15 protein-coding genes are annotated in these 22,409 nt (G+C 63.8%); 6 read left to right on the top strand and 9 right to left on the bottom strand.

The genetic code is table 11. The annotated features are described in order from the left end of the window. Positions 1 to 232: 232 nt before the first annotated feature. Positions 233 to 1,840 carry an ABC transporter substrate-binding protein gene (locus AC1VNY_RS01265; RefSeq protein ID WP_482403803.1) on the top strand — a complete coding sequence of 536 codons (1,608 nt, stop codon included), beginning with the start codon at positions 233 to 235 and terminating at the stop codon, positions 1,838 to 1,840. Between the two features lie 143 nt (positions 1,841 to 1,983). On the opposite strand, the gene AC1VNY_RS01260 is transcribed toward AC1VNY_RS01265, so the two are convergent. Both AC1VNY_RS01260 and AC1VNY_RS01255 read right to left on the bottom strand, forming a co-directional pair. Beyond that, positions 1,984 to 4,218 carry a CHASE2 domain-containing protein gene (locus AC1VNY_RS01260; protein WP_304497585.1) on the bottom strand — a complete coding sequence of 745 codons (2,235 nt, stop codon included), beginning with the start codon at positions 4,216 to 4,218 and terminating at the stop codon, positions 1,984 to 1,986. Between the two features lie 97 nt (positions 4,219 to 4,315). Continuing rightward, positions 4,316 to 8,482, bottom strand: a complete 4,167-nt coding sequence (locus tag AC1VNY_RS01255) for a VCBS domain-containing protein (protein ID WP_482403802.1) — start codon at positions 8,480 to 8,482, stop codon at positions 4,316 to 4,318. A gap of 595 nt (positions 8,483 to 9,077) precedes the next feature. On the opposite strand from AC1VNY_RS01255, the gene AC1VNY_RS01250 reads away from it, so the two are divergent. Then, positions 9,078 to 9,824: a transglutaminase-like cysteine peptidase gene (locus AC1VNY_RS01250; protein ID WP_482403801.1), complete on the top strand. Its 747-nt coding sequence runs from the start codon at positions 9,078 to 9,080 to the stop codon at positions 9,822 to 9,824. A gap of 148 nt (positions 9,825 to 9,972) precedes the next feature. Here AC1VNY_RS01250 and AC1VNY_RS01245 read toward each other — a convergent pair whose 3' ends face one another. The 6 genes from AC1VNY_RS01245 to AC1VNY_RS01220 all read right to left on the bottom strand — a co-directional run bounded on the left by AC1VNY_RS01245 (position 9,973) and on the right by AC1VNY_RS01220 (position 16,822). After that, positions 9,973 to 11,172 carry an ABC transporter substrate-binding protein gene (locus AC1VNY_RS01245; protein ID WP_482403800.1) on the bottom strand — a complete coding sequence of 400 codons (1,200 nt, stop codon included), beginning with the start codon at positions 11,170 to 11,172 and terminating at the stop codon, positions 9,973 to 9,975. 81 nt (positions 11,173 to 11,253) lie between these two features. Then, complete coding sequence (locus AC1VNY_RS01240) at positions 11,254 to 13,092, bottom strand: AMP-dependent synthetase/ligase (protein WP_482403799.1); 1,839 nt, start codon at positions 13,090 to 13,092, stop codon at positions 11,254 to 11,256. 147 nt (positions 13,093 to 13,239) lie between these two features. Continuing rightward, positions 13,240 to 14,019: an ABC transporter ATP-binding protein gene (locus AC1VNY_RS01235; RefSeq protein ID WP_482403798.1), complete on the bottom strand. Its 780-nt coding sequence runs from the start codon at positions 14,017 to 14,019 to the stop codon at positions 13,240 to 13,242. Positions 14,020 to 14,029: 10 nt separating this feature from the next. After that, on the bottom strand, positions 14,030 to 14,788 hold the full coding sequence (locus tag AC1VNY_RS01230) for an ABC transporter ATP-binding protein (protein WP_028336610.1): 759 nt from the start codon (positions 14,786 to 14,788) through the stop codon (positions 14,030 to 14,032). Continuing rightward, the gene (locus AC1VNY_RS01225; protein WP_304497590.1) at positions 14,785 to 15,936 is read right to left on the bottom strand and encodes a branched-chain amino acid ABC transporter permease; all 1,152 of its coding nucleotides are present in this window, start codon (positions 15,934 to 15,936) and stop codon (positions 14,785 to 14,787) included. Before AC1VNY_RS01225 ends, AC1VNY_RS01230 begins: the two co-directional genes overlap by 4 nt. A 10-nt stretch (positions 15,937 to 15,946) precedes the next feature. After that, positions 15,947 to 16,822, bottom strand: a complete 876-nt coding sequence (locus AC1VNY_RS01220) for a branched-chain amino acid ABC transporter permease (RefSeq protein ID WP_018269126.1) — start codon at positions 16,820 to 16,822, stop codon at positions 15,947 to 15,949. Positions 16,823 to 17,117: 295 nt separating this feature from the next. Here AC1VNY_RS01220 and AC1VNY_RS01215 point away from each other — a divergent pair, with 295 nt between their 5' ends. Further along, a complete protein-coding gene (locus tag AC1VNY_RS01215) occupies positions 17,118 to 17,870 on the top strand; it encodes an ABC transporter ATP-binding protein (RefSeq protein WP_482403797.1) in 753 nt (250 codons plus the stop codon). Further along, the gene (locus tag AC1VNY_RS01210; RefSeq protein ID WP_482403796.1) at positions 17,867 to 19,384 is read left to right on the top strand and encodes a permease; all 1,518 of its coding nucleotides are present in this window, start codon (positions 17,867 to 17,869) and stop codon (positions 19,382 to 19,384) included. The genes AC1VNY_RS01215 and AC1VNY_RS01210 overlap by 4 nt, the downstream gene beginning before the upstream one ends. Here AC1VNY_RS01210 and AC1VNY_RS01205 read toward each other — a convergent pair. Next, a complete protein-coding gene (locus AC1VNY_RS01205; RefSeq protein WP_482403795.1) occupies positions 19,368 to 20,318 on the bottom strand; it encodes an alpha/beta fold hydrolase in 951 nt (316 codons plus the stop codon). The genes AC1VNY_RS01210 and AC1VNY_RS01205 overlap by 17 nt on opposite strands. A 169-nt stretch (positions 20,319 to 20,487) precedes the next feature. Between AC1VNY_RS01205 and AC1VNY_RS01200 the strand changes: the two genes are divergently transcribed. Next, positions 20,488 to 21,303, top strand: a complete 816-nt coding sequence (locus AC1VNY_RS01200) for an MBL fold metallo-hydrolase (protein WP_482403794.1) — start codon at positions 20,488 to 20,490, stop codon at positions 21,301 to 21,303. Positions 21,304 to 21,348: 45 nt separating this feature from the next. Then, complete coding sequence (locus tag AC1VNY_RS01195) at positions 21,349 to 22,401, top strand: amidohydrolase family protein (RefSeq protein ID WP_482403793.1); 1,053 nt, start codon at positions 21,349 to 21,351, stop codon at positions 22,399 to 22,401. The last annotated feature ends 8 nt before the right edge of the window (positions 22,402 to 22,409 follow it).

Below are 22,409 nucleotides of genomic sequence, written 5' to 3'. Positions count from 1 at the left end.
GCATTGGTTTTCCTGTTACGCATCTGAGCAGCCCCTTCGAGTCTGGTGACGTTTTGGTGATTATTTCTTGGGCAAGCGTATGCAATGCCTGTGCCAAGGGGAATAGTTCATCAGCAAATAACCGCCGGGCGCGTCATTTCTTCCCACCTCGCGCCCGAACGGAGCGAAGCTGCCTATTCTGGCATCATGCTTGCAGGATTTGGCTCCGACACCTTTCCAACGGAGCCTTCATATGCGTGCGCGGAATTCGATCCTGATGGCGGCAATGGCGCTTGCCCTGACCGCAGGCTGGCCGGGAAAATCCGCGCAAGCAGAGTCCATTGTGCGCTACGGCATTTCGATGGCCGACATTCCGCTGACCACCGGCCAACCCGATCGCGGTGCCGGCGCCTATCAGTTCACCGCCTACACGATCTACGATCCGCTGGTGGCCTGGGAGATGGACGTTGCCGACCGGCCGGGCAAGCTGGTGCCCGGGCTCGCGACCGAATGGAAGGTCGACGACAACGACAAGACCAAATGGCGCTTCGCGCTGCGCAAGGGCGTCAAATTTCACGACGGCAGCGACTTCAATGCCGACGCGGTGATCTGGAATCTCGACAAGGTGCTGAACGACAAGGCACCGCAATTCGACAAGCGGCAGAGCGCGCAGGTCAAGACCCGCCTGCCCTCGGTCGCGAGCTACGCCAAGATCGACGATTTCACCATCGAGATCACCACCAAGACCGTCGACTCCTTCTTCCCCTATCAGATGCTCTGGTTCCTGGTCTCGAGCCCCGCGCAATATGAAAAGCTCGGCAAGGACTGGGACAAGTTCGCCAGTCAGCCCTCCGGCACCGGTCCGTTCAAGCTGACCAAGCTGGTGCCGCGCGAGCTCGCCGAGCTGACGAAGAACCCGGACTATTGGGACAAGAAGCGGCTTGCGAAGGTCGACAAGATGATCCTGATTCCGATGCCGGAAGCGCTGACCCGCACCAACGCGCTGCTGGCCGGCCAGGTCGACCTGATCGAAACGCCGGCGCCCGACGCCGTGCCGCAGCTCAAGGCCGCCGGCATGAGGATCGTCGACAACGTGACACCGCATGTCTGGAACTATCACTTGAGCGTGCTGCCTGGCTCGCCATGGACCGACATCCGCCTGCGCAAGGCACTCAACCTCGCGATCGACCGCGACGCGGTGGTTGGCCTGATGAACGGCCTCGCCAAGCCCGCCAAGGGCCAGGTCGACCCGTCGAGCCCGTGGTTCGGCAAGCCGGCCTTCGAACTGAAATATGACGTCGCAGCCGCCAGGAAGCTGGTGGAGGAAGCCGGCTATTCGAAGGACAAGCCGTTGAAGGCGACCTTCATCATCGCCCAGGGCGGCACCGGGCAGATGCTCTCGCTGCCGATGAACGAGTTCCTGCAGCAGAGCTTCAAGGAGATCGGCATCGACATCGACTTCAAGGTGGTCGAGCTCGAGACATTATATACGCACTGGCGCAAGGGCGCGGCGGACGAGATGAACGCCGGCATCACCGCCAACAACATCGCCTATGTCACGTCGGATCCGCTCTACGCCATCGTGCGGTTTTTCCATTCCGGCCAAGTGGCGCCGGTCGGCGTCAACTGGGGCGGCTACAAGAACCCGAAGGTCGATGCGCTGATCGACGAGGCCAAGCAGACCTTCGATACCGCCAAGCAGGACGAGCTGCTGGCGCAGGCGCATGCGCTGATCGTCGACGACGCCGCGCTGGTGTGGGTGGTGCACGATACCAATCCGCACGCGCTGTCGCCGAAGGTGAAAACCTTCGTGCAGGCGCAGCACTGGTTTCAGGATCTGACGCAGATCGGGCTGGAATAGACATTCCATCGTCGTCCCGGCGAAAGCCGGGACCCATAACCACGAAGGGGTGTTGTTAGAGAGCCGTCTGGCCGCTTGCCCATTGCGCCAGCCGCGGCGTATGGGTCCCGGCCTTCGCCGGGACGACGTCGAATGTGTGGCGCCTATTTCGTCGTCAACGCGAACGCGCCGTCCCAGTCTTGCGGCGGCGGCTCCTTCTGGAACGCGCGGATGCGCGCCTCGTAGAGGCGGTAGAGATATTGCAGCGTCTGCGCCTCGTCGGTCTTGCGGCCGCGTTCGATCGCGGCGAGCGCACCGTCCCAATCGCGGCCGCGGTAGCAGGCGAGCATCTCGATGGTCAGGTTACGCAGCCGCTGGAAGCGGCCGGAGTTCGCGACATCCTCGCGGCCGGCAATCGCGTAGATCACCTCGGGCTCCCTCTTGCCCTTGACCATGATGAAATCGAGTTCGAGGATCGCAAACTTCTCCTTCACCGCGAGCGCGGTCTTCGATCCCACGATGATCGGGAAGCCGTACTCCTTTGACTGCCCCTCGAGCCGCGAGGCCAGATTGACGCTGTCGCCGAACACCGAATAGTCGAAGCGCACATCGGAGCCCATATTGCCGACCACGCAGGAGCCGGTATTGAGACCGACACCGATGTTGAGCGGCACATAGACATGGCCACCGTCCTTCGCCTCCTGCTCGCGCTCACGGTTGAGGTCGTCGACGCGCTCCAGCATGTCGAGCGCCGCATCGCATGCGTTGAGCTGGTGCTGCTTGTCGTCGAGCGGCGCGTTCCAGAACGCCATGATGGCGTCGCCCATATATTTGTCGATGGTTCCCTTGCGGGCGAGGATCGCGTTGGAAAGCGGAGTAAGGAAGCGGTTCATCAGCGCCGTGAGGCCCTGCGGATTGCTCTTGTAGGTTTCCGAGATCGAGGTGAAACCGCGCATGTCCGAGAACATGATCGTCATCTCGCGTTCCTCGCCGCCGAGCACCAGCCGCTCCGGCGACTGCGCCAGCTGCTCGACCAGCGCCGGCGACATGTACTGCACGAATTGCGACCTGATCTGTCGGCGCTGCTGCTGCTCGCGCACGAAGGCGGAGAAGATCAGCGTGAGATAGATCGCCGTGGTCGACATCAGCGGATAGGTGAAGTCGATCAGCAGCCGGTGCTGGGAATAGAAATACCAGGACGTGCCGATCAGCACGGAGGCGAACATCCCGCCGACGGCGACCAGCGTGATCGGACCGAACTTCGGCGCGAAGGCGATGACAAGGAGCCCCATGATCAGCGCGGCGAAGAACTCGATGCCGATGCCGTAGTTCGGCTGCGAAACGACGTCGCCGGTCAGCGCGCTCTCCAGCACCTGGGCATGGACCTCGACACCGGGCATCGCCGGCGTCACCGGCGTCGTCTTGATGTCGTTCAGCCCGATCGCTGAAGTGCCGATCACGATCAGCTTGCCGGCAATTCGGTCCGGTGAGACGCGCCCGTCCAGCACATCGACGGCCGAGACATAGATCGAGGGATCGCGGCGGGCGTAGTGGATCCAGAGTTGGCCGTGGAGATCGGTCGGGATCGCAAAGCCCTTGAGACCCAGGCTCTTGATACCGGCCTTGTCGGCCTTGATCAGGATCGTGCCCGAGCCGCTCGCCACCCGCAGCATCTCGAAGCTCAGCGACGGCATGGTGATGCCCTGCGCCACCATGATCATCGGCACGCGCCTGACGATGCCGTCGCGCTCCGGCCTGATCGTGAACAGGCCGCGCCCGGCAGCCGCCTCCTCGAGCACCGGCACGTTGCGCAGCAACCCCGGGAACATGAACATGAAAGGCTGCGGCTCCTCGCCGAGCATCGCAAGTCCGGTGACCGGAAGCTTTTCGTTGAGGTCGGCGCGCACATTGGGCCCGCCGGATTCGCCGAGCACCACGCGCGAGTTCTTGATCGCTTCGGCCATGATGCTGTCGTTGCTCGGCAGCTGCCGGAGCCTGGCGCGCATCTCCTCATCGAGGCTGCTGAAGGTATCGGCGGCGATATCGGGGTTGAGACGGTCCGGCTCGGAGAACACCGCGTCGAACGCGATCACCACGGCGCCGAGCCGGGTGAGATTGGTGACGATATCGGCGAGCCGCGTCCGTGGCCACGGCCACTGTCCGAGCCGGGGATCGGCAAGGCTCTTCTCGTCGATGTCGACGATGGTGACGGGCCGCGCGGTCTTCTGGCGCGGTTGCAGCGCCTGGAATGTGTCAAACGTCCTGACGCGAAGCTCCTGGACCGGAGCCGGATCCACGATCCGCAGCGCGGCAATGCCGATCAACAGCGCCACGCAGACCAGCCGCGCATAGCCGAAGCGCCGTGCGAACCACCTGCGTATCGCCTTCAGCCGTTTCATGCCATCTGGATATCACGCGCGCAGAATTGTTCCAATCGAGCAAGCACGCAGTGCACAATCAGCCGGACCAGACCAGCGGAGCACGGCCGCGCGTCCGTCACGTAAAATGAATAATGAAGTCGTTCTGGGACAGGCTCGCCTTTGCGACGTTGTGCAATGTGATCGTGTCTGCGCCATCCACCGTGATCAGCGTATCCGCCGAGTTCGTCGGCGATGTCGCAACATGCTGATCGAACCAGGTATTGAAGGTGCTTGCCGAGACGACCGTGGACAGGTCGATCTGGTCCTCGCCTGGCGTGAAGTTCAGGATCGTGTCGTGGTTGAAGTTCGGCGCAAACACGAACTTGTCCTGGTACCCCGATCCAAAGAACACGTCCTTGTCGCTGGTCCCCGTCAGCGTCACCGGCTGCGGCGGATCCTGCTGGACGTTGAAGATCAGATTGATCGTATCGGTTGCGCCATGGCCATCGGTCACGGAAAGCGCGATCTTGTCGGTCGCTGGAGCTGTCTGGCCGGGGTTGTAAACGAGGCCCGGAGATCCAAGCGCGGTGTTGATGCCGGGGAGAAGCCCCTCCTGCGACGAAGGCGCAACGCTGCTGCCCGCACCGGGCGTCGTCGCCGCCGCCATGGTGAAGGTCTCGTCGGCCGTCGCATCGGCGTCCGTCACGGTCAGGCCGGAGATCGTCTCGGTCCCGTTGGGATGTTCGGTGATACTGACGTTGTCGGTATGGATCACGGGCGCGTCGTTGGCGCCGATCACGTCGATCGTCAGCTTCGCGGTCCCGACGGCGCCGTGCGCGTCGATCGTCTCCACATCGAACGTGTCGGCATAGGTGCCCTTGCCGAGCGCGTTGATCGCGGCAGCATCGGGAACATAGCTGTAGGTGCCGTCCGGGTTGACGGTCAGCGAGCCGTAGAGGCCTGCGATCTGCGTGACCGCGGCGTGGTCCGAATTGAGCGCGGCATAAGTCAGCGTCGCGGTTTCGCCATGGTCGACGTCGTTGCCATGGAGCGTGCCGGTCAGCGTGCCGAACGTGTCGTTGTCAGCGGTATCGGTGAGCGTGCCGGCATTGACGTCGGCGAGTGTCGGCGCGTCGTTGGCGCCGTTGATCGTGATCGTCACGGGCTCGTTGATGACGCCGCCATGGTGGTCGTCGATCTGGATCGTGTAGGTCAGCGTCAGCGTCTCGCCGAGGGCGAGATAGTCGAAATTCTGGTCCGCGGCCGAGAACGTCCAGGTCGACGATCCGGTTGAACCGCCGGTCGCGTCCGTCAACGTACCCAGCGACAGCCAGTTCAGGATCGTGGACTCGCCGGGCAGGCCCGTGGTCACCCCGGATTCGGCGACGCCGGTGATGGTCATGGTGTGGGTGTCGCTGAGATCCACATCGGTGAACGTCACGGTGCCCGATGCGCTGTCCGGCGTCGATGAACCGGTCGTATCGGGTTGTTCGGGGATGATGGCCGCCTGAGGCGCCGACGTGACGACCGGCGCGTCATTGCTGCCGGTAATCGTGATCGTCACCGGTTGGCTGATCACGCCGCCATGATGGTCATTGACCTCGACCGTATAGGTCAGCGTCAGTGTCTCACCGTCGGCAAGATAATCGAAATTGCGGTCGGCGGCCGAGAAGGTCCAGGCTTGGGATCCGGCGACTCCGCCGGTCGAATCGGTCAGCGTCCCCAGCGAGAGCCAGTTCAGGATCGTCGACTCGTCCTCAGGCAGGCCTATGGTCGTTCCAGATTCCGCGACGGCGGTGATGGACACGATGTGGGTGTCGCTGCGATCGACGTCGGCAAATGTCACCGCGCCCTGGGCCACGTCGAGCTTGATCGATCCGGTCTCGCCGATCATCTCGGGGACCGTAGCGGTCGGCGGCTCCGACGTGAACGTCGGCACGTCGTTGGTGCCCGTGACGGTGATGGTGACGGGCTGGGTCGCGACACCGCCGTGGTGGTCGTCGACCTGGATCAGGTAAGTCAGCGTCAACGTCTCGCCGACGGCGAGATAGTCGAAATTCCTGTCGGCGGCCGAGAAAGTCCAGACGCGCGATCCGGTTACGCCGCCGGTCGAATCCGTCAGCGTGCCGAGCGACATCCAGCCCAGTATCGTCGCCTGATCGGGAAGCCCCGTGGTCACGCCCGTTTCGGTGACGCCGGTGACGGTGACGCTGTGCGTGTCGCTGAGATCGACATCGACGAAGGTCACGGTACCGGATGCGGTATCCGGCACGACCGAACCGGTCGTCTCCTCGGCTTCAGTGATGGCGGCCGCCTGGGTCGGCGAGGTGATCACCGGCCTGTCGTCGGTGCCGACGATCGTGATGGTGACAGGCAGTGTGACGATGCCGCCCTGATGGTCGTCGATCTGGATCGTGTAGGTCAGCGTCAGCGTCTCGCCGGTGGCGAGATAATCGAAGCTCCTGTCGGCGGCCGAGAACGTCCAGGAGCGCGATCCCGTCACGCCATCGGTCGAATCGGTCAGCGCGCCCAGCGACAGCCAGCTCAGCACGGTGGCATGGCCGGCAAGTCCGCTGGTGACGCCGGCCTCGGTGACGCCGGTGATGGTGACCGTATGCGTGTCGGTCAGATCCGCATCGGTAAACGTCAGCGTGCCGTGCGCCGTATCGGGCTGGGCGGAATTCGTCGTTGCGGCGAGTTCGGTGATCGAACCGGCCTGCGCCGAGGACGTCACCACCGGCGTGTCGTTGGTGCCGGTGATCGTGATCGTGAAGGTCTTGAACGTGGTCTCGTTGTTCGGCGCGAAATTATTGTCCACGCGCGCGACATAGGTCAGCGTCAGCGTTTCCCCGGCGGCCAGGAAGTCGAACGCGCTGTCGGCAAGGTTGTAGGTCCAGGTCGCCGAACCGGCATTCTTGTTGTTCGGATTGGGCTCGAGCAGCAACGGGATCTCGACGGCCTTGATGGCCGCAAGCTGCGCAGCGGTCAGCGATGAGGTGACGTCGCTGCCGTTGGCGTCCCGGTAGCTGAACGCGGAATAGTCGACCTTCGCACTCGGCGTGTCACCGACATTGAGGTCCAGCCATTTGATCTGGCCCGTCGCGGTGTCGAACAGTCCGCTCTGGGTCAGCCCCGACCGCTCGGTAAACACCGCGTCCTGGGTCACGACTTGCGGCGGCCCCGGGATGTGATCGAGCCTGCTGTTGGGAGCGCCGCCGGCCTGAGGTCCGGTCGTGTTGACGAACGTCAGCAGAATGATGATCGGCGCGCCACTGTCGCTGCTGGTGAGCTTGAAGCTGGTCGACACCGGGACGACGCTGTCCGTGAAGTTCGTCGTGAGCTTGGTGTTAGGATTGTTGTTGTCGGTGAACTTCAGCGCGAAGACGTCGGAGATGAGCTTCTGCGCATCGGTCGACAGTTGCGCCGACGAGACGAAGCTGACGCTGCCCTGGCCGTTGACGATGGTCTGGGTGCCGGCCTGATCGACGGTCGCGATCGGATTGAGCGTCGTCTTGTCGAACAGGATGTAGGAGCCGGTGCTGCCATCGGGCTCGACCAGCACCTGGAATTTGGCCGGCGGCACGCCGCCGGTGCCCTGCACGTCGAAATCGATCTCGACCAGCACCGCGGTACCGCGGATGCCCATGGTCGCGACCGGCGTATCGACCTTCATGTCGCCGTGCTTGGCGGTCGCGCCGGCAACGAAGGAGATCGTGCCCGAGACCAGACTCATCAGCGACGAATTGCTCGACCCGTTCGGGTCGTAGATCATTTCGTTCAGCACCATCTTGGCGTTCGGTCCGAGACCGAACACGGTGCCGTCGATGAAGGTGATGCCGAGCGTCGAGTCGCCGCCGGATTGCACAACGTCACCCTTGTTGACGTTGTCGCCCTGGTTCAGGACGATCGCGACGCCATTGCGGATGGCAGTGGCGTTCCCGGTCAGCTTGGTAACGTGGCCGATGACCTTGGCCGGCTCCGCCGCGCCGCCGGCCTGGGCATATTGGGTATAGCCGGTGAGTGCGCTGACGAGTTCGCCGGTGAGATGCGCGCCGTCAGGCGACGCCAGCGGCGCGCGCTTTTCGCCCTTGAAGTAGTCGTGCAGGACGAGTTCCCGATCGTCCTTCGCGATGACGAGATCGAGCCCGGTCCGCTTGAAGTCGCCGGTGAACAGCAATTGCCCGTCGTCGACGATGATCGCGCCGGGCGGAGCATGCGTGGAAACACTGTCGACGTGCACGTATCCACGGGCATAAGCGTCCGTGTTCGGCAACAGGCCGTCGAATTTCTCGACAAAGTTCACTGCGGATCACCGCACGAGAGTTAATATTGTTAAAATATCCGAATGATTATGCCTGCATATCATCGGATAAAGCTTGGTGAAACCACTCTGTGCTTGCGCAAGGTGGCCCTGTGGTGCGGTTTGACTGGATGTGACTTGGCTCACGCTGTGAAGAGCCGTGTAGTTTGGATTCGCTTGACGGTACCATAAGGTGGTATTTAAGCCAAGATACGTACTGAGCCACGTATTCGTGGTATTGATTGGCATTTCTGTACTTGCCTCTATTTCCCCATAGCCCAGAGCGGGCATTTGACCCCAATTTCCCGGCCAAAGCTGTGACTTAGCTTACAAATCACAGCAGTCCTGTGCGCGGACCGGCCGGGTTAACCAGAAGGCAAGGATGAGTTGCAAAGCAGTGGAAAAAGGTTCGCCGCTTCCTTTCACAAACCGGTAAAGTTTTCGGGACCCCAAGCAGGCGCCCTTTAGCCTCTTCCCCTGATTCCCCACATCTTAAGTCGATTCGAAGGGATCGTTCGCCATGCTGCCCGGCATGAAACGATCCGGTCGCGTGCGCGGTGCAATATCCACCCGCCGATGAGCGGACAGGGGGTGTCAGATGAGATTCTCGCTTCGCCCGCTTGCGCTGCGCGCCATGATGCTGGGCTTTGGCCTGGCGCTGGCCGCGCCGGTTGCAGAGCTCAATGCCGCTTCGCTGCTCTCGCCTGGTCCGGCGACGCTGATCAGAAAGTCGACCGAGCCGTTCGGCCTGACGACCAGCCTGCTTGCCGACGGCGGCCTGTATGACAAATGGCTCGGCGTGCAGCGCCAACTCGCCGACGAATTGGAGCAATTGGCAGCCTGCGAGAGCGACCGCGCCGGCTGTGCGTCGCCGGCGGCGCTGCGATTCCTGGCGATCGTCGATGCCGGACGGGCGCGTCAGGGTCGCGCCCGGCTCGGCGAGATCAACCGCGCGATCAACCTTGCGATCCGTCCGGGCAGCGATCTTGCGGCCTATGGAGAGCCAGACGTCTGGGCGACGCCGCTCGCCACATTCGCCCGCGGCAGCGGCGATTGCGAGGACTATGCGATCGCGAAATTGGTGGCGTTGCGCAAGGCCGGCGTGGCGCCGGAAGATTTGCGGATCGTCGTCCTGCATGACCTCGTCGGCGGCGAGGACCATGCGGTGGTCGCGGCGCGGCTCGACGGCCGCTGGCTGACGCTCGACAACCGCCGCATGGCGATGATCGAGGACAGCGACATCAGGAGTTTTCGGCCGACCTTCGTGATCGACCAGCATGGCGTCAGCCGCTATGTCGATGCCCCGCTCGCCGCCGAGGCCGCGTGGCGGCCGGCGGCGCGGTAAACCGACTGCCTCATTCCGGGGCGATGCGAAGCATCGAACCCCAATTCGCAATTGCGAATTGGGGAATCTCGAGGTTCCCCGGTGCGCAACTGAGCATCGCGGTCTGGTGCTAACGCACCATCCCGGAACGACGATCCCGAGGAGCCGCTCAGAACATCAGATTGTCCTTCACCAGCACCCAGCGGCCGCCCTTGACCTGCTGCACCTGGGTGATGGTGTTGGCGAGATGGTCCGTTTTGGAGAACTTGGTCGGCGGCGAGCTGAAGATGTCGAGGAATTTGTCGCCTGATTCCAGCGAGTCCAGCATCTTCTGGCCGGTGAGATCCTTGCCCGCCTTCTGCGCGTAGAAGGCGAAGGTCATCACCGCGTTGTAGCCGATGATCGCCTGGGTATTGGCGTCCGTGTTGAACATCTTCTTGTAGTTCGCCAGCCAGTCCTTCACCTTGCCCTTGGCCGTGTCCTCGTAGGGAATCTCGAAGCCCGACGCCGCATAAAGCCCTTCGACGGCTTCCTTGCCGAGCGCCGGCACTTCGAGCACGTTGGTCGGGGTGGCGCCGAGGAAGGTCACGTCCCAGCCGAGCTTCTTCGCTTCGTTCATCGCGCCGATGGTCTCGCGGATCACGGTACCGAGCACGACGAGGTCGCAGCCGTCGGCCTTCATCTTGGCGACCTGCGCCGAGAAGTCGGAGGCGCCACGCTTGTAGCTCGTGACCGAGGCCGGCTGCACCTTCATCGCGCCGAGCTGCTGGGTGAAGCCGTCGAGCACGTTTTTGCCGTACTCGTCATCCTGATGCATGATGCAGGGCTTCTTGAAGTTCTTCCACTCCATCATGTATTTGAGCGCGGCGCGCGTGCTCTCGACATAGGGCAGGAGGTTGTTGAACTTCAGCCGCTCCTGCGGCTTGGCGGGATCGAACTTGAAGGTGAATTCGGCGGCCGTCAGCGGGAACAGCTGCAGCACGCCGGCATCGAACAGGACGTCCTGCGCGGCGAGCACGGTCGGCGAGCCCATCGGCCCGATCATCGCGAACACCTTGTCGCGCTCGACCATCTTCTGCGAGGCCAGCACCGCCTTCTTCGGATCGTAGCCGTTATCCTCCAGGATCATCTTGATCTTGCGGCCGTTGATGCCGCCGCCGGCGTTGATTTCCTCGACCGCCATCTTCATGCCATTGGACACCGGAACGCCCCAGACCTTGATCGGGCCTGACAAGTCCTGGTGCGTTCCGATCACGATTTCGGTCGGCGAGATGCCTTCATTGGTGACCTTGGTCTGGGCTGCGGCCGGCAGACAGGTCAGCGCCAGCGCGCTCACCGCAAGGCCCAGCGCCTTCAGCGATTTCGACATTGCAGTCTCCTCCTTAACAATGGCCCATGTTGAGCGAAGGGTCGGGCCGGCTCGCTCCTTCGCCAATTTCCTTCTCTTCGGCTATGCCACCGCCCGCTCGCCATACATGGCGTCGATCTCGGCGGCGTAGCGCTTGTTCACGAAGCTGCGCTTCAGCTTCATGGTCGGCGTCAACTCCTCGTCCTCGGGCGTGAGCTGGCGCTCGATCAGATAGAATTTCTTGACGGTCTCGACGCGCGCGAACTTCACGTTGACCGCCTCGACCTCGCGCTGGATCAGATCCTGGATTTCGCGGGCGCGGCACAGGCTCGCGTAATTGGTGAAGGGGATGTCGTGATCCTGGGCGTATTTCTCGACATTCTCCTGGTCGATCATGATCAGGCAGGTGAGATACGGCCGCTTGTCACCGATCACGACCGCGTCCGAGACGTAGGGCGAGAATTTGAGCTGGTTCTCGATCTCGGACGGCGTGATGTTCTTGCCGCCGGAGGTGATGATGATGTCCTTCATACGGTCGGTGATCTTGACATAGCCTTCATTGTCGATCGTGCCGACGTCGCCGGTGTGCAGCCAGCCTTTGGCGTCGATCGTCTCGGCGGTCCTCTCCGGCTGGTTGAGATAGCCCATGAACAGGAAGTCGCCCTTGATCAGGATCTCGCCCTTCGGGCAGATCATCACCTCGCCCCAGGGCGCGGCCTTGCCGACCGAGCCGAGCTTGATGCGGTCCGCCGGCATCATGGTCGCGACGCCGCAATTCTCGGTCTGGCCGTAGACCTCGCGCATGTCGATGCCGAGCGCGAGATACCAGCGGATCAGATCCGGCGAGATCGGCGCGGCGCCGGTCAATGCGATCCGGCAGCGGTCGAGCCCGAGCATGCGGCGGATGTTGCGGAACACCAGCCAATAGGCCGCGCGATTGGCGAGCCGCAGCGACAAGGGCGGCGTCTCGCCCTGCAGCCGGCACTCGGTCATCCGGTTGCCGATCGCGAGCGCACGGGCGTACATCCAGTTCTGGAGCGGGGTCGCATCCTTCAGCGCGATGGTGATGCCGGAATAGAACTTCTCCCAGATCCGGGGCACCGCGAGGAACGCGGTCGGCTGCACCTCGCGCAGATTGTCCGGCACCGTCTCCGGGCTCTCGGCGAAATTCATCACCGAACCCAGCGCGAGCGAGATGTAATAGCCGCCGACCCGCTCGGCGACATGGCAGAGCGGCAGGAACACCAGCCGCTCCTCGCTGTCGGTCGAGGGGTAGAGATCGTTGGCGTGGCGCATCTGGTGCGTCACGCTGCGGTTGGAGTGCATCGCGCCCTTCGGCGGGCCCGTGGTGCCGGAGGTATAGACCAGGATCGCGAGGTCGGAGGCGGTGCGGCTGCCGGTCATCTCGTCCCACAAGGCATCGTTGCCCTGCGCATGGTTGCGGCCGAGCGCGGTGAATTCGGCAAGCGACAGCACCATCGGATCGGAGAAGCCGGAGAGGCCCTCCATGTCGAACACGACGATCTTCTCCAGCGTCGGGCAGCGCGAGCGGCAGGTCAGCACCTTGTCGAGCTGCTCCTCGTCCTCGACAAAGATCACCCGCGTGCGGGAATCATTGATGAGGTATTCGACCTGCGCCGCCGAATCGGTCGGATAGATGCCGGACGAGACGCCGCCGGCGCACAGGATGCCCATGTCGGCATAGACCCATTCCGGCACCGCGTTGGCGATGATCGAGCCAACGTCGCCGGGGCGAAAGCCGGTCGCCTGCAGGCCGAAGGCGATGTCCTTGGAAATCTGCAGCCATTCGCGCCAGCTGGTCGGCTGCCAGATGCCGAACTTTTTCTCGCGGATCGCGGGCCTGTCGCCACGCGTTTGAACCGCGAGCAGAAAGCTCCTCGCGATCGTGTCGGCAACCGTCAGCACCGCTGGTCCTGCCATGCGCGCTCCCTCCTCTGCCGCCTGCCTCGCGCGCCGGGTTGTTGTGCCGGTCTTGTTTGCGAGCCAAGCCTGAAATCTAGCTCCAACCCTCTCTCAACGCAGCGTCGACTTTCGTCGACGCGAGCCTTCTTCAGCGCCAAGTCCTTCTCAACGCCACGTCTTCTTCTTTTTCCAGCGCCGCTCGCCCCGCGCGCCGGCTTCCTTGGCGCCGAGATAGAACTCCTGGATATCGGGTGAATTCATCAGCCGTTCGCAGGTATCGTTCATGACGACGCGGCCGATCTCCAGCACATAGCCGTAATGCGCCGTCTCCAGCGCGATCTTGGCATTCTGCTCGACCAGCAGGATCGACATGCCCTGCTCCTCATTGACGCGGCGGATGATGGTGAAGATCTCCTTCACCAGGATCGGCGACAGCCCGAGCGACGGCTCATCGAGCAGCAGCAGCGTCGGCCGGTTCATCAGCGCCCGCCCGATCGCCAGCATCTGCTGTTCGCCGCCCGAAAGCTGCCCGGCCGGCTGGCCGAGCCGCTCCCTCAATCGTGGAAAATAGCCGTAGACACGCTCAAGGTCCTGCGCCACACCGTCGCGGTCCTTGCGCAGATAGGCGCCCATCGTCAGGTTTTCGCGCACCGACAGGAACGGAAACACCTCGCGCCCCTCGGGCACGTGGCTCAGGCCGAGCCGCACGATCCGGTCGGCCTCCATGCGCTGGATCGGCTTGCCGAGGAATTCGATCGAGCCCTTCTGCGGGTCGAGGATGCCGGAGATCGTCTTCAGGACCGTGGTCTTGCCCGCACCGTTGGCGCCGAGCAGCGTCACGATCTGGCCGCGCGGCACCTCGAGGCTGATGCCGCGGATCGCCATGATCGGCCCGTAATAGCTTTCGATGTTGGAGAGCTTCAGGATGATGTCCGCTGTGCTCATGGCATCATCCTCATGCGCCGAGATACGCTGCGACGACGTCGGGATGGTGCTGCACCTCGGACGGCGAGCCCATCGCCAGCACGCGGCCGTAGTTCAGCGCGATGACGCGGTCGGAGACGCGGTTGACCAGCGTCATGTCGTGCTCGACCATCAGCACCGTGATGCCGAGCTCGCTCTTCATGTCGCGGATCCAGAACGACATGTCGTCGGTCTCCTCGACATTGAGGCCGGACGACGGCTCGTCGAGCAGGATCAGCTTCGGCTCCGAGCACAGCGCACGCGCCAGCTCGATCACCTTGCGCACGCCGTAAGGCAGTCCCGAGATCAGCTTGTCGCGGTAGGGCTCGAGATCGAGGAACTCGATCACCTGCTCGACGCGGCGGCGATGCGCCTTCTCGCCGGCGCGGACGCTCGGCAGGAACAACAGCTCCTGCCACAGCCGGGTGGTGGAATGGCGATGGCGGCCGACCAGGAGATTGCTCAGCACGGTCGCGTTCTCGAACAGCTCGATGTTCTGGAAGGTGCGGGCGATGCCGAGCTTCGCGATGTCGTAGGCCGGCTCCTGGGTAATGTCCTGATCCTCGAAGAAGATCTTGCCGGAGGTCGGCGGATAGATCCGCGAGATCAGGTTGAAGATCGAGCTCTTGCCGGCGCCGTTGGGCCCGATGATCGAGAGGATCTCGCCCTTCTCGACCGCGAAGCTGACCGCATCGACCGCCTTGAGGCCCCCGAAATGCAGCGACAGGTTCTCGGCGCGGAAATAGCTCATCTGTTCCGCTCCGATTTCACGTAGATCTTCTGCCGCTTGAAGGTCGCGCGCTTGTAGAGCGGGAACAGCTGGAAGAAGAGTTTGATCTTGAGCCAGCGGCCGTAGAGTCCGAGCGGCTCAAACAGCACGAACAGCACGATGATGATGCCGTAGATCGCGCCTTTCAGTCCGTTGGCGGAGGCGAACGCTGCGACCGCGTCCTGGATGTGGCCCGCGCGCTCGGAGCCGGCGCCGAGGGTCGCCGCAACGCCGCCGATCACGCCGGGCATGTCGTCCTTCAGATAGGTCAGGAACGGATCGATCATGACCAGGAAGATCGCGCCCAGCACCGCGCCGTGCAGGCTGAACGTGCCGCCGATCAGGATCACGATGATGAACTCGATCGAGAGCTGCAGCGTGAACATCTCGGGCGAGATGAAGGACAGCTTGTGCGCGAACAGCACGCCGGCAAAGCCGGTGATCGCCGCCGAGATCGCGAACGACTTCACCTTGTAGAGCGCGACATTGATGCCCATGCTGCGCGCCGCGGTCTCGCTGTCGCGGATCGCGACGAAGGCGCGCCCGGTCGGCGAGCGCAGCAGATTGAGCGTGCCGACGATGGTCAGCACCAGCACCGCAAGGCAGAGATAGTAGAAGGTCGGGCCGTCGCGCGACACCGTGGTGCCGAGCAGCTGCATGGTCTTGACCCGCATGCCCTCATTGCCGTTGGTGACGCTTTCCCAGCGCGCCAGGATCTCCTCGACGATGAACGCAAAGGAGATGGTCGCGATCACCAGATAGATGCCCTGCAGCCGCAGCGCCGGAAATCCGACCAGCGCGCCGACCACGCCGGTCAACAGCCCCGCGGCGAGGAAGTAGACCGGGAACGGCACATTGAACTGCTGCAGATAGGCCGCAGTGTAGGCGCCGATCGCAAGAAACGCGGCATGGCCGAGCGAGGCCTGTCCGGTGAAGCCGGTCAGGATCAAGAGCCCGACGCCGACGGTCGCGTAGATGCAGACGAAGACCAGCTGGCTCATCAGATAGCTTGAGAGCACGTAGGGCGCGATCAGCAGCACCGCCAGCAACAGGCCGTAGGAATAGATGTAGCCCGAATGCGGGAACAGCTTGATGTCGTCTTCGTAATCGGTCTTGAAGAGAAACCGCATGTGTCGCTCCTCAGACTTTCTTCCGGACATGAAGGCCGAACAGGCCCTCGGGCTTGAGCAGCAGCACCGCGAGCAGCACGATGTAGGGCGCGACGTCCTTCCAACCCTGCGGCAGATAGAAGCCGGCCATGCTCTCGATCACGCCGATCAGGACGCCGCCGACCACGGCGCCCGGGATCGAGCCGAAGCCGCCGAGCACCGCGGCCGGAAACGCCTTCAACCCCAGCACCAGGCCGACATTGGAATGAATGAAGGTGATCGGCGCCAGCAGCACGCCGGCGCAGGTCGCGACCGCGGCCGAGATCGCCCAGACGATCGAGACCACCCGCTTGACCGGAATGCCCATGTAATAGGCAGCCAGCATGTTCTCCGAGCTGGCGCGCATCGCGGTGCCGAGCGTGGTGCGGTTGAAGAACAGATAAAGCAGCGCGCACAGGATGATGGTCGCCGCGATCACCGACAGCTTGTCGTAGGCGAGCACCAGGCTGCCGATCCGCAGGACGCCCTGGCTGAACGGCGTCTCGATCTTGAAGTCGTCGGTGCCCCAGATCATGCCGGAGATCGAGCGCAGGAAATAGCCGAGCCCGATCGTCGCCATGATGATGGAGAACTGTGGATAGCCGAGGATCGGCCGCACCACGAGCCGCTCGGCCAGCATGCCGAACAGCGCCATGCAGATCACCGCGCCGGCGAACCCGACCCAGTAATTCAGCCCAAGCATGCCGATGAAGGTGAAGGCAAAAAAGCCGCCCAGCATCATCAAATCGCCTTGCGCGAAATTGACGACCTCGGTTGCCTTGTAGACCAGCACGAAGCCGAGCGCGATCAGGCCGTAAACGCAGCCGAGCGCGATGCCGCTGACGAGCTGCTGAACAAAGTCCAGCATCGTTCCCTCCCCGATGCCCGGCGATTCTTGTCCGATCGCTCGTTGCATCCCGCCTTCACGCCCTTGTGTCTGGAGCGCTGAAAGCCGCCTATGTCCGCCCCGATTGAGCCAAAACGCCCGATCCCTGTCAACAAACCGCTGTTGTCGCTGTATCATCACATTTGCGGAGATTTGCCGCAGCACGGACTAATACGGATATCACCTGTGATTTGCCCCGTGCGATTCACTGCACCGAAACGGTTTTTGTCCAAGCTTTGCGCAACCGACGAGCGAACTTCCGGATCGCCACCACGCCATGACACCTGAACTGTCCGCACTCGCCGTGCGAGGGTTAACCAAGCGTTTTGACCGCCCGGCGGTCGACGCGCTCGATCTCACGATCCGTGTCGGCGAATTCTATGCGCTGCTCGGGCCGAACGGCGCCGGCAAGACCACGACGCTGCGCATGGTGGCGGGGCTATTGCGGCCCGATGCCGGATCGGTGTCGATCCTCGGCATCGACGCGCTCGCCGATCCGGTCGCCGCCAAGCAGATCATGGCCTGGGTGTCCGACGAGCCGATGATCTACGACAAGCTGACGCCGCTGGAATATCTCGAATTCGTCGCCGGCCTGTGGGGCATCGATCCGCGCACCTCGGAGAGCTCGGCGCGCGATCTCCTGATATCGCTCGGGCTCGAGCCGCATCTCAACGAGCGCTGCGAAGGCTTCTCCAAGGGCATGCGCCAGAAGGTGGCGCTCGCCGGCGCGCTGGTGCACGATCCCCGCCTGATCATTCTCGACGAGCCGCTGACCGGCCTCGACGCGCTGTCGGCGCGTCATGTCAAGGGGCTGCTGCAGGAGCGCGTCCGCACCGGCTGCACCGTGATCATGACCACCCACATTCTCGAAGTCGCCGAGCGGATGGCCGACCGGATCGGCGTGATCGCGGCCGGCAGGCTGATCGCCGAGGGCACGCTGGCCGAGCTGCGCGAGCAGAACGGCCGCAACGACACCACCCTCGAGGATATGTTCATCGCGCTGGTCGATACCGAAGCGGCGGCCGCGTGAGCTCGGTCGCCCACCTCACCTGGTTCGCGCGCCACGAATTCCGCCTGGCGTGGCGCGAATGGCTGGCGATGATGACCGGCGGCCGGCGCCGGCGCAATCGCGCCGTGATCGGCCTCTTGATCTTCGCGGCGATCCTGCATCTGCCGGCTTATGCCGTGGTCAGCCGCTATGCCGACCTGCGGTTTCCGCTCGACCCGTCGTCGCTGATCGTGCTGACCGCGACGATCTTCCTGGCCTGGGCGCTGATGCTCTCGCAGGCGATCGAGTCGGTAGCGCGCGTGTTCTACGCCCGCGCCGATCTCGATTTGATCATGTCGTCACCGGCGAAGCTTACCAACATCTTCTCGATCAGGATCGCCGCGATTGCGCTGACGGTGAGCAGCATGGCGCTCTTGCTGTCGACGCCGTTCATCGACGTGCTGGTCTATCTCGGCGGCCCGCGCTGGCTCGCCGGCTTCGGCGTCGTCCTTGCGATCGGGCTGTCGGCGGCAGCCACCGCGATCGCCGTCACCGCCTTCCTGTTCCGCCTGATCGGGCCGAGCCGGACGCGGCTGGTGGCGCAGGTCGTCTCCGCCGTGATCGGTGCCGGCTTCGTCATCGCGCTGCAGGTCGTGGCCGTGCTGTCCTACGGCACGCTGTCGCGCTTTGCCTTTCTGACCTCGGAAACCGCGGCGCGAATTGCCCCCGCCCCCGACAGCCTGCTCTGGTGGCCGGCACGGGCATCGCTCGGCGAGCTCGAAATCATGATGCTGCTGCTCGCCGTGGCGCTGGTGATGCTCGGCGGCGTGATGGCGCTATTCGCACCGCGGTTTGCCGATACGGTCGCCAGTGTCGCCGCCAATCCGGCTGCGGTGACGCGGGGACGCGCCCGCGCGTTCCGGGCGGGCTCGCGGCAACAGGCGCTGCGGCGCAAGGAATTCTTGCTGCTGCGCCGCGATCCGTGGCTGCTGTCGCAGAGCCTGATGCAGATGCTCTATCTGCTGCCGCCGGCGCTGATGCTGTGGCGCAGCTTCTCCGGCACATCGACCGCGATCGTGCTGATTACGCCCGTCATCGTGATGGCCGCAGGCCAGCTCGCCGGCGGGCTCGCATGGCTAACCATCTCCGGCGAGGACGCGCCCGATCTGGTGGCGACCGCGCCGCTGCCGCCGTCACGCGTGACCCGCGCCAAGGTCGAGGTGGTCCTGTTCGCCATCGCCGTGGTCTTCGCCCCACTGGTGGCCGCGCTGGCGTTTGCCTCGCCAGGGCAGGCCGCGGTCACGGCGATCGCGATCATCATCGCGACCGCATCCGCCGCCGCCGTCCAGCTCTGGTTCCGCGCGCAGGCCAAGCGCAGCCAATTCCGCCGGCGTCAGACCTCCTCCCGCATCGCCACTTTCGCGGAAGCCTTCTCCTCGATCGGCTGGGCCGCAACCGCGGCGCTGGCCCTGACAATCCCGACGGCCGCGCTGGTCAGCGGCATTCTGACGCTGCTGACGCTTGCCATCGCCTGGAAGATCAGCCCGCGGCGCTAGCCTTCATCACCTCCAGCACGGCGGCGGCAAACGCCTCCGGCGCTTCCTGCGGCAGATTGTGGCCGGCATGCGGAATCAGGCGATGGGCCAGGCGGCCAGTGTACTTTGCCGCGGTGCGACTGCCGTCGGTCGCGAACGTCACGCCGTCGTCGGCGCCGTCGAGCGAGATGGCGGGGACCCTGATGACAGGCAATGTGTCGAGCCGCCGCTGCAAATCCACATATTGCGGATCCCCATCGACAACGCCGTAGCGGTGCCGATAACTGTGGATCACCACGTCGACATAATCAGGATTGTCGAACGCGACCGCAGTCCGCTCGAAGCAGGCGTCGTCGAACGCCCAGCTCGGCGACCATTGCGTCCACAGGATCTTGGCGATGCCGCGCCGGTTGGCGGCGAGCCCCGCCCGCCCCCGCTCGAGCTGGAAGTAGTACTGATACCACAGCGCCACCTCGCGATCCGGCGGCGCCGGCACCATTGCATGCGCGATGTCCTGGATCATGTAGCCGTTGGTGCAGACGAGTCCGATGCATCTTTCCGGCCACAGCGCCGCACCGATCGATGCGGCGCGGCCGCCCCAGTCATAGCCGGCGAACACCGCGCGCTCGATGCCGAGCGCGTCCATCAGCGCCATCATGTCGGCGCCGACCGCCGCCTGCTCGCCCGAGCGTGGCGTTGACTTGTCGCGGAACGCCGTCGGTCCGTAGCCGCGCAGATAGGGCACGATGACCCGACAGCCTTGCGCCGCCAGCATGGGCGCGACGTCCACATAGGAGTGGATGTCATAGGGGAAGCCATGCATCAGCATCACGGCCGGCCCATCGGATGGGCCTGCTTCGTAATAGGCGATGTTGAGCACGCCGGCGTCGACATGGCGCAATGGCTCGAGCCGTTTGGTCGAAGGTGCGCGCTGCGAAGAGACGGTATCAGTCACGCATAACTCCCTGATCTCGGTTTGCGCGGCATCCTAGCGTGTCCCGACGCAATAATCGCCGGCTCGTATTGCAGCCCGCGCCATGGAGCGATGCACGGGCCTCATCATGACGGCACGCCGAATGCGCGCTAGTCTTACGTCCGCGGATGCCGCCGCAGACGGAACAGCCATGCTGAGATTACTCGCCGCGCTCGTCTTGCTGGGAACGTTCACTAGCCACGCCTTCGCGCAGGATGCCCAGCGCAGCGAATGCCTGGCGATGGCAAATGCGCCGCCGCGCGCCGTCCCGGTGAACTACCGGCGCGTCGCAGCCAAAGCCGACGAGGTCGCGATCACCTATGCCGGCCATTCGACCTACTATATCGACACGCCTGGCGGCATCCGGATCGCGACCGACTATAACGGCGTCTATCGGACCGGGCGGCTGCCCGACGTCGCGACGATGAACCGGGCTCACGCGACCCATTACACGCTGTTTCCCGATCCCAAGATTCCCCACGTGCTGCATGGCTGGGGAGAGAACGGCCAGGCCGCCCATTACGCTGAGCGCATCGGCGACGTCTATATCCGCAACGTCACCACCGACATCCGCCGCTACTGGGGCGAAGACTCCGGCGGCGAGATGATCAAGGACGGCAATTCGATCTTCATCTTCGAGGTCGCGGGCCTCTGCATCGGCCATCTCGGTCACCTCCACGTCAAGCTCGACGACAGCCATTTCGCCGCGATCGGCCGGCTCGACATCGTGATGGTGCCGATCGACGGCACCTATACGATGTCGCTCGACGGCATCTCCGAGATCACCAGGCGATTGCGCGCCGCCGTCGTGCTGCCGATGCACCGCTTCGCCACCCCGCTCGACGACTTCATGCGCCTGATCGGCCAGCAGTTCGAGATCGATCGCCGCGGCGGCGAGCGCACCTTGCGGATTTCGCGCGACACCCTGCCGGCGACGCCGACGGTGATCATCCTCGACGGGGTGTGACGTCTCTGTTCAAGAAGAAGCAAAACCAAACGGGAGTGAAAATCGATGGTTGCCAGCACTCTGCCCGCCTCCGCCAGCGGGCTCTATGCCAACCCGCGCGAAGACTGGCTCGCCCAATACACTGAAGAGATCATCGATCCGGCCCAGCCGATCGTCGATCCGCATCACCATCTCTGGGATCGCGGCGGGCTTCGCTATCTGATCGAGGAGATGCGCGACGACATCGCGTCCGGCCACAACATCGTGGCCACCGTCTATGTCGATTGCCGGTCGATGTACCGCGCCGACGGGCCAGAGGCGTTCCGCCCGGTCGGCGAGGTCGAGTTCGCCAACGGCGTCGCGGCGATGGCGGCGAGCGGCGGCTACGGCAAGGCGGCGATCTGCGCCGGCATCGTCAGCCACGTTAACCTTCTGATCGGCGACCAGGCCAAGGCGGTGCTGGAGGCGGAGATATCAGCCGGCAACGGCCGGTTCCGCGGTATCCGCCACTCCTCGGCCTGGGACGAGGACCCCAATGTCGCCCACATGTACGCGAACCGGCCAAAGGGCATCTTGCTGGATTCCACCTTTCGTAGGGGGTTCGCCTGCCTGGCGCCGCTCGGCCTCAGCTTCGATGCCTGGTTGTTCCACCCGCAGATCGGCGAACTGACCGACCTTGCCCGCGCCTTTCCCGATACCAGGATCGTGCTCGACCATTGCGGCGGCCCGGTCGGCACCGGCCGCTTCGCCGGCAAGCGCGCGGAGACCTTTCCGGTCTGGAAGGCGTCGATCCAGGAGATCGCCCAATGCCCGAATGTCGTCGTCAAGCTCGGCGGGCTGGCGATGTGCCTGCTCGGCTACGACTTCCACCTCCGCCCCAGGCCGCCCTCGTCGGAGGAACTCGCCGCCGCCTGGCGGCCTTATGTCGAGACCTGCATCGAGGCGTTCGGTCCGGACCGTTGCATGTTCGAGAGCAACTTCCCACCTGATAAGGGGCAATGCAGCTACCAGGTCATCTTCAACACCTTTAAACGGCTTGCATCACAATATAGCGAAGCCGAAAAGACGGCGTTGTTCTTGAAGACGGCAAAGGATGTCTATCGGCTCGATATCGGGTAAGCTTCCGA

This window comes from Bradyrhizobium ferriligni (assembly GCF_056837965.1).
The sequence above is the reverse complement of the archived record's forward strand: the minus strand, read 5'-3'. Positions and strand labels throughout refer to the sequence as shown.

What these genes read in the sequence shown, in the direction of transcription:
- AC1VNY_RS01215 (WP_482403797.1), top strand. Translation starts at nt 17,118, where the DNA reads ATGACACCTGAACTGTCCGCACTCGCCGTGCGAGGGTTAACCAAGCGT.
- AC1VNY_RS01230 (WP_028336610.1), bottom strand. Translation starts at nt 14,788, where the DNA reads ATGAGCTATTTCCGCGCCGAGAACCTGTCGCTGCATTTCGGGGGCCTC.
- AC1VNY_RS01250 (WP_482403801.1), top strand. Translation starts at nt 9,078, where the DNA reads ATGAGATTCTCGCTTCGCCCGCTTGCGCTGCGCGCCATGATGCTGGGC.
- AC1VNY_RS01225 (WP_304497590.1), bottom strand. Translation starts at nt 15,936, where the DNA reads ATGCGGTTTCTCTTCAAGACCGATTACGAAGACGACATCAAGCTGTTC.
- AC1VNY_RS01265 (WP_482403803.1), top strand. Translation starts at nt 233, where the DNA reads ATGCGTGCGCGGAATTCGATCCTGATGGCGGCAATGGCGCTTGCCCTG.
- AC1VNY_RS01235 (WP_482403798.1), bottom strand. Translation starts at nt 14,019, where the DNA reads ATGAGCACAGCGGACATCATCCTGAAGCTCTCCAACATCGAAAGCTAT.
- AC1VNY_RS01260 (WP_304497585.1), bottom strand. Translation starts at nt 4,218, where the DNA reads ATGAAACGGCTGAAGGCGATACGCAGGTGGTTCGCACGGCGCTTCGGC.
- AC1VNY_RS01200 (WP_482403794.1), top strand. Translation starts at nt 20,488, where the DNA reads ATGCTGAGATTACTCGCCGCGCTCGTCTTGCTGGGAACGTTCACTAGC.
- AC1VNY_RS01220 (WP_018269126.1), bottom strand. Translation starts at nt 16,822, where the DNA reads ATGCTGGACTTTGTTCAGCAGCTCGTCAGCGGCATCGCGCTCGGCTGC.
- AC1VNY_RS01245 (WP_482403800.1), bottom strand. Translation starts at nt 11,172, where the DNA reads ATGTCGAAATCGCTGAAGGCGCTGGGCCTTGCGGTGAGCGCGCTGGCG.
- AC1VNY_RS01240 (WP_482403799.1), bottom strand. Translation starts at nt 13,092, where the DNA reads ATGGCAGGACCAGCGGTGCTGACGGTTGCCGACACGATCGCGAGGAGC.
- AC1VNY_RS01195 (WP_482403793.1), top strand. Translation starts at nt 21,349, where the DNA reads ATGGTTGCCAGCACTCTGCCCGCCTCCGCCAGCGGGCTCTATGCCAAC.